This window comes from Acinetobacter sp. WA-87 (genome assembly GCF_039938935.1).
Lineage (GTDB): Bacteria > Pseudomonadota > Gammaproteobacteria > Pseudomonadales > Moraxellaceae > Acinetobacter > Acinetobacter seifertii.
Map to the genome: position 1 here is coordinate 40,356 of NZ_JBDUVF010000005.1, position 14,528 is coordinate 54,883.

The 14,528-nt window shown below is 39.5% G+C and carries 11 protein-coding genes; 4 read left to right on the plus strand and 7 right to left on the minus strand.

Going from position 1 to position 14,528, the window contains the following annotated elements:
- Nucleotides 1-16: 16 nt before the first annotated feature.
- On the minus strand, nucleotides 17-1,801 hold the full coding sequence (gene aspS / locus ABFY81_RS14410; protein WP_004705679.1) for an aspartate--tRNA ligase: 1,785 nt from the start codon (nucleotides 1,799-1,801) through the stop codon (nucleotides 17-19).
- A 170-nt stretch (nucleotides 1,802-1,971) separates the two neighbouring features.
- Nucleotides 1,972-2,736: a DUF4184 family protein gene (locus tag ABFY81_RS14415; protein ID WP_347914033.1), complete on the minus strand. Its 765-nt coding sequence runs from the start codon at nucleotides 2,734-2,736 to the stop codon at nucleotides 1,972-1,974.
- A 124-nt stretch (nucleotides 2,737-2,860) separates the two neighbouring features.
- Between ABFY81_RS14415 and znuD the strand changes: the two genes are divergently transcribed.
- The gene (gene znuD, locus ABFY81_RS14420) at nucleotides 2,861-4,861 is read left to right on the plus strand and encodes a zinc piracy TonB-dependent receptor ZnuD (protein WP_347914034.1); all 2,001 of its coding nucleotides are present in this window, start codon (nucleotides 2,861-2,863) and stop codon (nucleotides 4,859-4,861) included.
- Nucleotides 4,862-4,935: 74 nt separating this feature from the next.
- The gene (locus tag ABFY81_RS14425; protein WP_347914035.1) at nucleotides 4,936-6,399 is read left to right on the plus strand and encodes a phospholipase D family protein; all 1,464 of its coding nucleotides are present in this window, start codon (nucleotides 4,936-4,938) and stop codon (nucleotides 6,397-6,399) included.
- 272 nt (nucleotides 6,400-6,671) lie between these two features.
- On the opposite strand, the gene ABFY81_RS14430 is transcribed toward ABFY81_RS14425, so the two are convergent.
- The gene (locus ABFY81_RS14430) at nucleotides 6,672-7,118 is read right to left on the minus strand and encodes a hypothetical protein (protein WP_004705683.1); all 447 of its coding nucleotides are present in this window, start codon (nucleotides 7,116-7,118) and stop codon (nucleotides 6,672-6,674) included.
- A gap of 163 nt (nucleotides 7,119-7,281) precedes the next feature.
- Between ABFY81_RS14430 and ABFY81_RS14435 the strand changes: the two genes are divergently transcribed.
- Nucleotides 7,282-7,644, plus strand: a complete 363-nt coding sequence (locus ABFY81_RS14435; protein ID WP_019457489.1) for an RcnB family protein — start codon at nucleotides 7,282-7,284, stop codon at nucleotides 7,642-7,644.
- 47 nt (nucleotides 7,645-7,691) lie between these two features.
- Here ABFY81_RS14435 and ABFY81_RS14440 read toward each other — a convergent pair whose 3' ends face one another.
- The 4 genes from ABFY81_RS14440 to ABFY81_RS14455 form a co-directional block, all read right to left on the minus strand.
- Entirely contained in the window at nucleotides 7,692-8,174 is a 483-nt protein-coding gene (locus ABFY81_RS14440) for a phosphate-starvation-inducible PsiE family protein (RefSeq protein ID WP_004705685.1), read from the minus strand.
- A 120-nt stretch (nucleotides 8,175-8,294) separates the two neighbouring features.
- Nucleotides 8,295-10,076, minus strand: coding sequence for an acyl-CoA dehydrogenase C-terminal domain-containing protein (locus ABFY81_RS14445; RefSeq protein WP_347914036.1), 1,782 nt, complete (start codon nucleotides 10,074-10,076; stop codon nucleotides 8,295-8,297).
- Between the two features lie 167 nt (nucleotides 10,077-10,243).
- Nucleotides 10,244-12,046 carry an acyl-CoA dehydrogenase C-terminal domain-containing protein gene (locus tag ABFY81_RS14450; RefSeq protein ID WP_347914037.1) on the minus strand — a complete coding sequence of 601 codons (1,803 nt, stop codon included), beginning with the start codon at nucleotides 12,044-12,046 and terminating at the stop codon, nucleotides 10,244-10,246.
- 292 nt (nucleotides 12,047-12,338) lie between these two features.
- Nucleotides 12,339-12,716 (minus strand): hypothetical protein, encoded by a 378-nt coding sequence (locus ABFY81_RS14455; protein WP_347914038.1) that lies wholly within the window; start codon nucleotides 12,714-12,716, stop codon nucleotides 12,339-12,341.
- 132 nt (nucleotides 12,717-12,848) lie between these two features.
- Between ABFY81_RS14455 and baeS the strand changes: the two genes are divergently transcribed.
- Complete coding sequence (baeS, locus tag ABFY81_RS14460) at nucleotides 12,849-14,510, plus strand: sensor histidine kinase efflux regulator BaeS (protein ID WP_049063284.1); 1,662 nt, start codon at nucleotides 12,849-12,851, stop codon at nucleotides 14,508-14,510.
- Nucleotides 14,511-14,528: the final 18 nt, after the last annotated feature.

Below are 14,528 nucleotides of genomic sequence, written 5' to 3' on the forward strand. Positions count from 1 at the left end.
ATTTAAAATCTAAAAATTATTTAGATTCTTCAGCTTTTGGCTTTTCACGTAAACGAATGCCTAAGTCACGAAGCTGGTTAGCTTCAACTGGAGCAGGTGCTTGAGTAAGTGGACATTCAGCAGTTTTCGTTTTAGGGAATGCAATAACGTCACGAATAGAAGTCGCGCCAGTCATTAACATTACTAAACGGTCAAGACCAAATGCCAGACCACCGTGAGGAGGAGCACCGTAACGAAGTGCATTAAGCAAGAAGCTGAATTTCTCTTCCGCTTCTTCATCAGAAATACCAAGCGCTTCAAAAATCGCTTTTTGCATTTCTAATGTATAAATACGTAGAGAACCACCACCAACTTCAGTACCGTTCAATACCATGTCATAAGCAACAGAAAGTGCTTCACCTGGATTGTTCTTCACTTCTTCTACGCTTGATTTTGGTAGAGTGAATGGATGGTGAACAGAAGTCCATTTGCCATCGTCAGTTTCTTCAAACATTGGGAAGTCAACAACCCAAAGTGGAGCCCACTCACAAGTTGCAAGATTCAAGTCGTGACCAATCTTGACACGAAGTGCACCCATTGCATCATTTACAACTTTAGCTTTATCAGCACCGAAGAATACGATATCGCCATCTTGAGCACCAACACGTTCCAACAATTCAAGTACGATTGGTTCAATGAATTTCACGATTGGAGATTGAAGACCTTCAATTCCTTTCGCGAGCTCATTAACTTTGATGTAAGCCAAACCTTTTGCACCATAGATGCCAACGAATTTGGTGTATTCATCAATTGCGCTACGTGGCAATGATGCTGCACCAGGAACGCGTAAAGCAACAATACGACCTTTAGGATCTTTTGCAGGTCCAGCAAATACTTTGAACTCTACTTCTTGCATTAAGTCTGCAACATCAACGAGTTTCAACGGAATACGCATATCAGGTTTATCTGATGCATAGTCACGCATTGCATCTGCGTAAGTCATACGTTGGAATTTATCGAATTTAACGCCAAGAAGTTCATCGAACATCTTCACAGTAAGGACTTCCATTAAGTCCATGATCTCATCGTCACTCATGAACGATGTTTCAACGTCGATTTGAGTAAATTCTGGCTGACGGTCAGCACGCAAGTCTTCATCACGGAAACATTTCGCGATTTGGTAGTAACGATCAATACCACCCACCATCAACAATTGTTTGAATAATTGTGGTGATTGTGGAAGTGCATAGAAACTACCATTTTGTACTCGACTTGGTACTAAGTAGTCACGTGCACCTTCAGGAGTTGCACGTGTCAAAATAGGTGTTTCAACGTCTAAGAAACCATTATCTTCGAAATAGTTGCGAATAAGGTTGGTCAATTTAGAACGGAAGCGTAAACGATCCAACATTTCAGGACGACGAATATCCAAGAAACGATATTTCAAACGAATTTCTTCAGAAATATTGGTATTTTCATCATTTAAAGGGAATGGAGGTGTTTCTGAAGTGGCAAGAACTTCGATGTCTTTACCCAAAACTTCAATTTGACCACTCACCATGTTGGCATTTTCAGTACCTTCATAACGGCGACGAACACGACCTGTAATTTTTAATACATATTCAGAACGTGCTTTATCTGCTGTTGCAAATGCTTCTGGAGTATCTGGGTCAATAACCACTTGAACGAGACCATCACGGTCACGCATATCAAGGAAAATAACACCGCCATGGTCACGGCGACGATGTACCCAACCGCATAATGTAACGGTTTGGTCGATTTGGGCTTCAGTTAAAGAGCCGCAGTAATGAGTTCGCATCATGATGAAGATTATCCAAACTATATTGGCTGAAAAGACGGATGCGTAAACCGCGCACCGTCAAAAAAGTAAGTTTTCGATTATGCCCTTTTGAGTGGCATGCGACAAGAACTAGATCAAAAAACAGCTATAATTTAGCTAAAAATGAGCAATTTGGCAGCAAGTTTACCTATTCATCCCATTCTTTGTTGTCTATCTAAAAACAAGAATAATAAGCATCCTAAACTAAAGGTACTTAACCAACCCTGCATGAACTCATTGATGGATCGACCCGTGAAATAATAGGTATCGGTATGCCAAACCTCGTGAGGAATGTAACGGGCATAATCCCAAAGAGAAAATAAACCTAAAAGTGTAGATAAAGTAAACAGGAACCAAGCAAAAATTTTAACTTTACGGCTTATTTTCCAGTGCTGTTTATATTTGTGATAGTAATGAATACTCATCCAACCTAAAAAAGGTAGTGCCAGTGCAGAAGAACCGAGCTGAAGAAGGCGATGCAAAGGATACGGGCGGCCAAAGAAGTGAACCGTTTGGGATAAAAAATCTTGAAAGATAAACGTTCTAAAGTCAGAGTGGGTAAGGCCATCCCAAATGAGATGAGTGGCAATACCGATAATGAGCGCGAATATAACTCCAATAAAAAAGTATATAAAACGTTTAATAGAGTCTAATTTCAAATCATGTTGAATGCCAAAAAAACGGTAAACCGCAGGCCTATATAGAACATACCAAACTGCACAAAAGACAAGACCTAATGCAAGGTTGGGATAGAGTAAACCTTTCCATTGGTGCGTTAGCATGCTGGACTGAACTGTAAATAAGCGATAAAGATCAGGTGTCATACTGCCAATCGCTAAGGCGGCAATAGGTAGAGTATTTCTGCTTAATTTGGCAATTGGTGGTGCAATAACAGCATGAGAGATTGTAAAAGGCATTGGAAACGGACGCTTCTCACATCATCAAAAACAACGAGTCTAACGAAACATACCTTGGGTTAATGTTTTTTATTGCAAAACGTTTGGAATGTTATAATATAACAAAAAATACGGGTCATTCATTATGCAGCTCAAAACACAGATTTTTGTTCTTTCATTATTATCATTTTCCATTCAGCAAGTGATGGCAGCGGATGATACAAATACTAAGGATGAGAAACCTGCCGAATTGGCAACAATTAAGGTTAAGGCAGAACCAGTTAACAACACGTCTTTGGCGGAAGGGGCAACAAGTATTGGTAATGCCTTAAATGGTCAGGCCGGAGTTTATGCGGCTCAATATACAGGTGGGGTGAGCCGTCCAGTCATTCGTGGTCAAGATGGTACACGCGTCAAAATTGTACAAAATGGTGGCGATGTAATGGATGTTTCATCTGTATCGCCAGACCATGCTGTTACTGTCGATCCAAACTCTGCCCAAGATATTCAGATATTAAATGGTGCTGAAGCCTTACTATATGGTGCAGGTTCAGTTGGGGGACTGGTAAATGTTGTTGATGAAAAAATTCCAACAGCTATGCCAGATAAGGGTTACCAAGGTAAAGCCGGTGTTCGCTATAACTCGGGTAGTGACGAGTTGCTTTATTCGGGGCAAACAACAGTCGGTTTAGGTGACCATGTTGCGCTACGTGTTGGTGGTTTAAAGCGCGATGCGAATGACTATATCTTGCCTAAAGATTTGCAAACAGACGAGCGTCGTCAAGATAGCACTTTTGCCGATTCTAAAAATTATAATGCTGGACTGTCTTGGATTGGAGACCGTGGATTTATCGGTGCATCATTTAGTCAACGTCATGATCAATATGGCATTCCTGCTGAGAATGAGCTTTTTGGTTCATGTGAGCGTGATGGCTTGCATCTTGTGTGCGGTTCAGGTGATCCAACCGATCATGGGCATGACCACGAACATGATGCTTCATGGATTAATCTCAAAGAAAAGCGTTATGACTTAAAAGGTGAGTTAAAAGATCCATTTGCAGGTTTTGCTAAAGTTGCAGCGCAAGCAAGCTATACAGATTATCAACATGAAGAAATGCATAATACTGATGTCGGGACAACCTTTAAAAGCAAAGGTATAGATAGCCGAGTTACGTTAGAAAATAATGCTTGGGCTGGTTGGACAGGACAAATTGGCGCGCAATATACCCAACAAAAACTAAATATTGTTGGTGATGAATCCATTATGGACCCAAGCAAAACCCAGCGTTATAGCGTGTTTGGTTTACAACAAAAACAAATCAATAACGTCAATCTTGCAGTTTCTTCTCGTGTTGACCATCAAACTATCGACATTGAGTCAGATCAAAAGAATTACACGGGTACAGGATATTCGGTTGCTGGTACAGCAAGCTGGGAATTTATTCCGCAATACAAATTGTCCCTCACAACATCACATCAAGAGCGTTTACCATTTGCCCAAGAGTTGTATTCAGACGGTGTACATATGGCGACCAATACCTATGAGTTGGGTAATGATGACCTGAAGAAAGAACGCTCAAATAATGTCGAGTTGGGTTTACACTTTGATAATGACCTTTTGAAATACAATGTAAGCGTTTTCCACAACCGTTTTGATAATTTTATTTATGCCAATACCTTAGATGAGTTCCAAGGATTCCGCCTCATTGAATATAGTCAAGATGCAGCAAAATTTTATGGTGTCGATGCTGACCTAAGCTACCAAATTTCACCTGTATATAATTTAGGATTATTTGGCGATTATGTTCGCGGCAAAATTGATAATGAAAATGCACCACGTATTCCTGGTGGACGTTTAGGTACTAAAGTCAAAGCAGATTTTGGTGATGGCTGGGATGGTTCTGCCGAGTATTATCATGTGTTTAAACAAGATGATATTGCTAATTATGAAACTAGAGGGCAGAGCTATAACATGCTGAATTTAGGCGTTGGTTATAACGGGAAATATAGCAATATTGGCGATTATCGAGTGTTCTTGAATGCCAATAACTTGTTAGATAGCCGTATTTATCAGCATGAGTCTTTCCTCGCAAATGTTCCACAAGTCGGACGTAATTTTACTGTAGGTGTAAACTTTAGTTTCTAAGGCATAACACGAAACTAAACTTGAAAAATCAAGCTAAAAGACCTAATTTGAAATGATCAAGTTAGGTCTTTTTTATGCGTATTTTTCAGCGAATTCATCAAAAAATAAATTGGTCAGGGCGTCGTTATATGGCGGTATTACTTTGCGTTGTTGCTATAGCATATGTTGCATCGGCAATTTACCACACAGTAAAACCATTACCACAGGGCATTAACTTTAGTGGCAAGCTTAGACATGCCGATGTCAAATTTTTAGCAGATAAAACCTATCTGGATGCCAATGGTCAACAGAAGCTTGATCAGCATATTTTCGATGAAATCTTGAAAATGATTGATGAGGCAAAGTCTACTATTGTGGTCGATATGTTCTTATTCAATTCAGAGGTGGGGGATTCAAAAATAAAGCAAAGACCATTGATGCAAGAATTAACTGATGCATTAGTGAGTAAGAAAAGACAAAACCGTCAAATTCAAATTGTACTAATTACTGACCCGATTAACTCGGTTTATGGCGGTTTAAGCCCTGAGCATTATCGTCAGTTACGTCAAGCTGGGGTTGATGTTATCGAAACGAATCTGATCCCTTTACGTGCATCTAATCCACTTTGGTCAGGGTTTTGGTATATCTGTTGTCAGAGTGTTGGAAATAACCCTGAAAAGGGCTGGTTACCTAACCCATTTGGTAATGAAAAAATTACGTTACGAAGTTATCTGAACTTATTTAATTTTAAAGCCAATCACCGTAAAACATTAGTTGTTGATACTGATGCTGGCTGGAAATCATTGGTTACGTCAGCAAATCCACACGATGGTAGTTCGAGACACTCTAATGTGGCGTTGGTTGTAACAGGAGCCACGGCTTCTGATGTTCTCCAAACAGAGGCTGCTGTTGCACAAATGTCTGGAAGTAGTTCACCCTCACTGATTTTAGGTGACTTTGAAAAAGATATAACCAAACCTCAAGTTCAAGTGTTAACGGAAGGTGCGATCTATGAATCTGTGCTGAAATTAATTAACTCGGCTAAAACCAAAGAGCATATTGATTTAAGTATGTTTTATTTGTCTGAACGTAAGATTATTCAAGCTCTAAAAAATGCTCAAGCACGAGGTGTGATTGTTCGTGTTTTACTTGATCCAAATAAAGATGCATTTGGAAGACAAAAGAATGGTATTCCAAACCGTCAGGTTGCTTCAGAGTTACATGCTGCGGGCATTCCAATCCGTTGGTGTGACACGCATGGTGAGCAGAACCATAGCAAAATGATTGTGAAATATAACGACCAGCAAGCTGAGTTGATTGTAGGTTCTGCCAATTTCACTGCTCGTAATTTAAAAAATTACAACCTTGAAACGGATATGCTGGTTATCGGCAAAGTTCAAGATCAAGTTTTTAAAGATGCTCAGGATTACTTCAATACTTCATGGTCAAACTTGCAGGGGAAACAGATGAGTGTCGATTACGCGAAGTATGCCGACGAGTCTAAAGTGAAATATTGGATTTATCGCTTTATGGAATGGTCAGGATTATCGACTTTCTAATTCTATTTTTTATATAAATGTTGAGGTGATATGTTCACTACGGAGTCTTGCTTAGTTTGGTTCTAAACTTGGAACTTATTCGTTGCCGTGATTTTGTACAAAATTGGCAAGGTGATTGGCGACATGGATGTCGCCGTTCCACTGTGTTGCAGGGAAGCAACATCAGTGAAACAAAGGTTTTTGTCACTTTTGACCTTTCAAAAGTGAGGCATTAGCCTATACAAAAGATATTAGAACATCACTGTAAGTAAAGGCTGTGCCATAAGTCCGATTTAAGGCGCTGGCGGAATCAATTGATCCAAAGCTTTATCATCAAGTTTTTCTATTTCACTCAAATCAGTCTTAATTTTCCACTGAGATTCATCATCTACCGGATTTGGTAAACGCGCTTCAAGCCAATCACAAACCACATCAGGATTAAACTCAGGGTGATTACACTGAATAATCCACGATAAAAAATCTTTGGCTTCCCCATTCATATAAGGTGGTGGTGAAACAGGAAAGAATAAGGTTGGTAGACGTTCATTTGTCGAGAGATAATTTAAAACATGGCCGAGTTCTTGCACGGTTTGCCATGCAAGTGGGTGTTCTACATCAATACTGAACTTAAACCACCAAGCGTGTTCGCCATCTGCTCCATGAGCCATAATACGGGCTTCTTGTACACTTGGAACTTTGCAGAAAAATTGATGAAGACGTTCAAAACTGATTTCAGACACAGCAATTGACCTAGCTTGGAAAATGCTAATGGTAGCATAGATACAGATTCTTCATATTTTCTTTATAGTCATTACAAACAATATCAATCAAGCCTGTTTTATTCATGGTTTCTCCTTGACTCTCTTTTAATCTAGCTCTATATCAAGACAAAAGGGATGCACCATGAAAAAGCCAATCGTTCTTGTACTTTCAACTTTAATGTTGGGTATATCTGCTACTGCGATGGCGGATTCAAATAATCGCTGGGATAATTATCACGGCAACGATAATCGACATTATGATCAGCGTTACGACCATCGCGATGAACATAGAGGACCGGGTTGGGTCAAAGCAAACCGTGGTGGCGAATATGTCGTAGTTAAGCGAGGGGAGCGTATTCCTGTAGAATACCGTGATCACCGTTACTTTGTTTCAGACTGGCGCGCACATCGTTTATATGAGCCACCACGTGGGTATCACTGGGTGAAAACACCGAATCAATATTTATTAGTTGATTCACATCACCAAGTTTATCGTGTGCGTTAAGTGTAAAATATAGAATATTAAAAAGGCCTCAATATCGAGGCCTTTTTTTATGCTAACTCATCATCTTGTGGCTGAGGAGTTTTGAGTGATACTGGGGTTTTTGAATGCTTTTCTTTCATGACCGATGGATAGTTCCATGAAGCAAAACGAACCACTAAAATTGAAATCGCTAAAATTAAAATTGAACCAGTAATAATGACTTGATCGATATCCGCTTTATGGTCATGTTGAATATCGGAAATGAGTAGGCGGGTTAAGGCTGTAATTGCGACATAAATAAGAAAGCGTACAGGCATGTGATTGGTTTTAAAGTAAATCCCAACCATTGCGCCAAGTTCTAGGTAGATAAATAATAGTAAAATATCATCAATTGATGCATATTTTTTGATAGTTAAAATTTCAAAAACAGTATGTGCCGCTGACCATGCCACCATACAGCCGATAATGAATAAAGCCAAATAATGAAAAGCTTCAACAGCATAGTGTCCAAATCGGTCGAGTGTTCTTTCAAACTTTTTAGGATCAGGCATAGTAAAATCTTTTTTGATATGAGTATGCCTAGAAAATAAACAAATTTTATGCCAATAGAAATAGTAAATACAAAATAAAAAAACGCCTGAGTAATCAGGCGTTTTTTATGAAAAATTTAATTATGCTTGGTTGGTAAAGTAGTCTTCACTAAAGCCCATAATTAAGTCAGCACCCGCTTTAATTTTAGCAATACGTGCATCAATATCTGGCAAGATACGTTCAACAAAGTATTGAGCTAAAGCAAGTTTGTTTTGGTAGAAATCACCAGACTTATCTTTAGCTGCAGCAGAAATTTTTGCAAACATATAAGCGAAGCTGAGTAAGCCCACTGCATGTAAATAATCAACAGCAGCAGCATTTGGGAAGTCTACGTTTTCAGCAGCTTGCTCAATAATAAACTGAGTAATCGCTTCAATTTCAGTTGCAGCATCTAATGTTGCATCTTTAATGAAGTTCAAATCTGTGTCTAGGTCATTTGCAAAGTCACGAATCTCAGTGATGTATTCAGCAATGAATGCGCCGCCACATTTAATAGTTTTACGACCAATTAAATCTTGAGACTGAACGCCATTGGTACCTTCGTAGATTTGAGCAATACGAAGATCACGAATACATTGTTCCATACCCCATTCACGAATATAACCGTGACCACCAAATACCATCTGAGCATCTAAAGTTGCTTGGAATGCTGTATCTGTGAGGTAAGCTTTTGCAATTGGTGTTAAAAGCGCAACGCGATTATTGGCTTTTTTCACCGCTTCTGTATCAGTTGAGAACTTAGTGATATCGAGTTGTTGACCTACATAAACAGCAAATGCACGAGAAGCTTCGTTGTTGGCACGTACGTTAAGTAGCATACGACGTACATCACCATGAACTAAAATACTGTCAGCAGGTTTATTTGGTGATTGAACGCCCGCAGCACTACGACCTTGTAAACGGTCAGTCGCATATTGAGCAGCATTTTGATAAGCAAACTCAGAAGCGCCTAAGCCTTGAATACCCATTGATAAACGTTCGTAGTTCATCATCACGAACATTGCAGCAAGCCCTTCGTTTTCTTTACCAACGAGGTAACCTTTTGCGCCGTCAAAGTTCATCACACAAGTTGCAGATGCTTTGATCCCCATTTTATGTTCAATAGAACCTGGGCCAACATGGTTACGGTCGCCTAACGAGCCATCTCCATTTACTAGGTATTTCGGAACAATAAATAGTGAGATACCACGTGAACCCGCAGGAGCATCTGGAGTTTTAGCAAGTACCAAGTGAATGATATTTTCTGCTAAATCGTTGTCACCGCCTGTAATGAAGATTTTAGTACCAGTAATGTTATAAGTACCGTCTTCATTACGTTCTGCTTTAGTTTTAATAATACCTAAATCAGTACCTGCATGAGGTTCAGTCAAGCACATGGTACCTGACCATTCACCTGAATAAATCTTAGGTAAATACGTTTCTTTTTGTTCTTGAGATGCATAGCTACTTAAAGCCATACCAGCACCCACTGAAAGAAGCGGGTAGAGCATGAAAGATGGGTTTGTCGCAAATAACATTTCATCGGCAAGAACGGTCAGCATTTTTGGCATGCCTTGACCGCCCCATTCTTCATCTGCGCCTAAGCCAATCCAGCCACCTTCTGCATATTGACGAAATGCATCTTTAAAGCCAGCAGGAGTAAAGACTTCGCCGTTTTCGTAGCGAGCGCCTTCTTCATCACCAGTACGGTTTAATGGATGAGTCACGTTCTGAGCAAATTTAGCCATTTCTTCTAAAATTGCTTCAGCAGTTGCAGCATCTACATGAGCGAGTTTCTCATTAGACTGCCAAAATTGTTCTGCTTTAAATACATCATTTAAGATGAATTTCATATCAGCTAAAGGAGCATTGTAAATTGGCATAATCGTTCACCTTTTTTATGCACATCGACCTGTGCTAGATATCCTGTAAAACGAAATGGATATTGAATTTAAAGTCTAAATTTATCACTGATTTTATAAAAAAAGGACCGTCAAAACTGAGCAGTCCTTTTTTAGTTTTTAACATTGCATATCGCAACTAACTATGGTTAGAAAACGAAATGTTCAGCATCTAATGACATCAATGGGTCTAGACCACCAGCAATCACGTCTACATGAGAACGTACGCGTGGCAAGATTTTCTTGAAGTAGAAGCGAGCAGTGGTAACTTTCGCGTTGTAGAAATCAACGTCAGTTGTACCTTCTGCCAATTTCTCTTGTGCTACAAGCGCCATACGAGCCCATAGATAACCTAAAGTCACGTAACCAGCGAAGTATAGGTAATCTACAGCCGCAGCACCCACTTCATCCGGATTTTGCATTGCACGCATACCGATTTGCATAGTGAGATCGCCCCATTCTTTGTTTAGCGCAGCAAGTGGCTCAACAAATTCTTTCATGGCAGCATTGTCTTTATTTGCTTCTACAAACTTATGAACAATCTTAGTGAAATCACGAAGCATTGCACCTTGAGTTTGTAAAACTTTACGGCCTAACAAGTCTAGTGCTTGAATTTCAGTTGTACCTTCATACAAGCAAGCAATGCGTGTATCACGTACGATTTGCTCCATGCCATGCTCAGAAATAAAGCCATGACCACCGAAGACTTGAACACCATGCTTAGCAGACTCAGAACCTGTTTCAGTTAAGAAAGCTTTTGCAATTGGAGTCAATAAAGACAAGATGTTGTCAGCAAACTTACGCTCTTCCTCAGTTTCGCCTTTTTCAACGATATCTGCATATTGAGCGAGTAAGTAAACAAGTGCACGACCGCCTTCAGCAAATGCTTTTTGAGTTAAAAGCATGTTGCGAACAGCAGGGTGAACAATAATTGGATCTGCTTCTTTTTCTGGAGCTTTAGGACCAGAAAGTGAACGCATTGCTAAACGATCTTTCGCGTAAGTTAAAGCACCTTGGAAAGATGACTCAGATGCTGCTAAACCTTGAACAGCAGTACCAATACGTGCTGTGTTCATGAAAGTGAACATACAGTTCAAACCACGGTTTTCAGGTCCAATCAAGTAACCTTTAGCTTGGTCGAAGTTAATCACACAAGTTGCGTTACCATGAATACCCATTTTGTGTTCGATAGAACCACAACGCACTGCGTTACGCTCGCCTACAGTTCCATCTGCATTTACATGGAATTTAGGAACGATGAATAACGAAATACCTTTAGTACCTTTTGGTGCACCTGGAAGGCGAGCAAGAACAATATGGATGATGTTGTCAGCCATGTCATGTTCACCAGCAGAGATAAAGATTTTCTCGCCAGAAATTGCATAGCTACCATCTGCATTTGGTTCTGCTTTAGTACGGATAATACCTAAGTCTGAACCTGCATGAGATTCAGTTAAGCACATCGTACCTGTCCAAACACCAGAAACAAGGTTAGGCAAGTAAGTATTTTTTTGTTCATCAGAACCATGATGTTCTAATGTACGTACTGCTCCGTGAGATAAGCCTGGGTACATACCCCATGCCCAGTTAGAGCTGCCAACCATTTCTGAAATTGCGATACCTAAAGAGTTAGGTAAGCCTTGACCGCCGTATTGTTCTTCTGCTGATAAAGACGGGAAGCCAAGTTCAATATATTTTTGATAAGCTTCTTTAAAGCCTGTTGGAGTAGTGACTACACCATCATTCCAAGTACAACCTTCGCGGTCGCCAACTTGGTTTAAAGGAGAAAGTTCATTTTCACAGAAGTCTGCCGCAGCTTCTAAATATTGATCAACCAATTCACGGCTTACGTTACCTTGGAAATCAGGTAATTTTGCATAGTGCTCTTCTGCATTTAATAATTCATGCAAAACGAATTGCATATCACGTAAGGGCGCTTTGTATTGTGGCATATCGGGTTCCTCAATACTGGTGAAACCAGAGTTATAATCCTAATCTACGATAATGTGCCATAAGAGGCACCTTGAACCATTACATCGTGCAACAACTTGCATAACTGTACAAGCACCTCGGGGCCTTTACTTTGTGACTGCAAAGTCAAGAAAAAAATACTTGAACTATGTAAGTGCTTTGAGTGTAAATACTTTTAGTGAAGTTTAGATGATACAAATAGTCAAAATCGTAAATAGTTATGTACATAAAAAAAGGCGCTTAAAAGCGCCTTTTACTTTATTGCTTTAAGCTTTATTTTGCTTGAACTGCTGCTGGAGCAGGGGCATTAACTGGTAGTTGAGGGCGTTTTGGTTCAAAACGTAAGTTACACGTACCTTCAAGTGTTCTATCTCCAACTTGAACGTTTACAGCTTGACCATTTGCTTTGCCTTCACATGCTTTTTGAATCTGTTCAAAACGAGCTTGACGCTCTGCGCGGTGCTGCTCCCACGCTGCTTTTTGTTCAGGGGTAAATTCACGGTGCTTCATACGGTGATGGCCATCTCGTGGACCATCTTGCATCATGCCATGTTCTGGTTTAGGAGGTTGATTCATTGATTGACACGCAGCCAAACTACCCATAGTTACAATTGCTGCACTGAATAATGCGATTTTAGCAGTCATTTTCATATCTAAAGCCCTTTTAATGTTTGTTTCCACATACCTTAAAGATTAGATAATAAAGATGAAGAAACAATGGAGAGTTTTTCTTTTGGTTGTTAGTTACAATGAAAAATATAGGGTAAAAATGAGAGAGTACTTTTGAACGTACTACGTGTTCCAATTGCATTGCGGCTATTTTTAACAGTCTTGCTGACTACATTGTTAATTGCAACCGCAAGTTTGAGTGTTCTACACTGGACGATGCAAAAGAACTTTGCCAAATATGTGGCCGATGTTGAAATGCAAAAGCTAGATCGGCTCATGACCAATCTTGGAAATGTGTATAGCGTTTATCATGATTGGGGAAATGCAATTCAAGCGCAAATCTTACAAATTGAAGGAACGGCAGCGCCAGACGATTATGACCGTCTTTCACAATGGTGGTTAAGACGTCAATATGATATTGCGATTCAGCAGCATTCGTTCGATGAACACACGCTCATTAATGTTTCTCCAGATGGAGCGACAGCAAATAAAAATTCTATTTTTAGTGATGAAGAGCTACGTACACTTGAAAAGAATTTACCTTCAGAATATCAACCATTTGAAGGCTTAAAATTTCCATTAAGCGCAAACCAATTCCGTCCGCGTGATGATAAAAAAGGTAATTCAAAAAAAGGAAGTCTTAAAGATATTGAGACACAAAATGGCAAAAAGCGCTTTATTGCTTTGCCAGACCGTTTGGGCTTAAGTTCTCGTTTATCTTTATATGATGCCAAACATCAATTTGTAGTTGGTGAACCTCCATCTTCAGATCAAATGTCTTACCGTCCTATTATGGTAAATGATCAGGTGGTAGGGTACTTAGGACTAAAACCAGTTCTAGATAAAGAAGATGCTTTAAGTATTAATTTCTTTAGTAATCAAAAGCGTTATTTACTTTTAATTTATGCTTTAACTTTACTATCGAGTTTAGTTGCAGCACTTTTAATGGCAACTTATTTTAAAAAGCCAATTCAACGTTTATTAAATGCAACAAAGGAGTTAACGAAAGGTAATTACCAACATCAAGTAGTGATTAAACGAAATGATGAACTTGGTGATTTATCAACTCAATTGAACCATTTAGCCGAGATTTTACATCAACATGAAGAATCACGCCGTCAATGGGTTGCAGATACGTCTCACGAGTTGAAAACACCGTTGGCTGTATTGCAAGCACAAATCGAAGCAATGCAAGATGGTATTCGAAAGGCAACTCCTGAACATCTCGATGCCATGATGAGACAAGTTTCAAGCTTAAAGAAACTTACTCAAGACCTAGCAGATCTAGCACAGGCTGATGCTCAGCAACTTAAATGTTACTTAGGTTCAGTGAATCCGTGGGATGTTGTATTACAAGAAGTTGAAAACTTTAGACCTAAACTTGAGCAAGCAAATCTGGAAATTAAGGTTGAAGGTGAAGGGGTATCTTTACTGTTAGATCGTGATCGCTTTAAACAAATTATTGTTAATTTAATTAGTAATAGTATTCGTTACACAGAAACAGGTGGCAAAATTCATATTCATACAAGTCAAACTGCTCAAGAGTGGACTTTGTATGTTGATGATAGCCCGTTTGGTCTAAGTGATGAGCAACTATTACGTTTAGGTGAGCGTTTTTATCGAGTAGATGATTCGCGTACGCGTAGTACAGGTGGAACAGGATTAGGCTTGGCTTTATCTTGTAAAATTGCGCAAGCGCTTGGTGGTACACTAAGTTTTGAACACTCTCCGTTGGGTGGTTTACGTTGTGTACTTACCTTTAAAAAGCAGAGTTAAATAAAAGGAAAAATGGCC

Coding starts and splice junctions, on each gene's coding strand:
- ABFY81_RS14425 (WP_347914035.1), top strand. CDS start 4,936: ATGCGTATTTTTCAGCGAATTCATCAAAAAATAAATTGGTCAGGGCGT.
- znuD (WP_347914034.1), top strand. CDS start 2,861: ATGCAGCTCAAAACACAGATTTTTGTTCTTTCATTATTATCATTTTCC.
- ABFY81_RS14440 (WP_004705685.1), bottom strand. CDS start 8,174: ATGCCTGATCCTAAAAAGTTTGAAAGAACACTCGACCGATTTGGACAC.
- ABFY81_RS14445 (WP_347914036.1), bottom strand. CDS start 10,076: ATGCCAATTTACAATGCTCCTTTAGCTGATATGAAATTCATCTTAAAT.
- ABFY81_RS14435 (WP_019457489.1), top strand. CDS start 7,282: ATGAAAAAGCCAATCGTTCTTGTACTTTCAACTTTAATGTTGGGTATA.
- ABFY81_RS14455 (WP_347914038.1), bottom strand. CDS start 12,716: ATGAAAATGACTGCTAAAATCGCATTATTCAGTGCAGCAATTGTAACT.
- ABFY81_RS14415 (WP_347914033.1), bottom strand. CDS start 2,736: ATGCCTTTTACAATCTCTCATGCTGTTATTGCACCACCAATTGCCAAA.
- aspS (WP_004705679.1), bottom strand. CDS start 1,801: ATGATGCGAACTCATTACTGCGGCTCTTTAACTGAAGCCCAAATCGAC.
- ABFY81_RS14450 (WP_347914037.1), bottom strand. CDS start 12,046: ATGCCACAATACAAAGCGCCCTTACGTGATATGCAATTCGTTTTGCAT.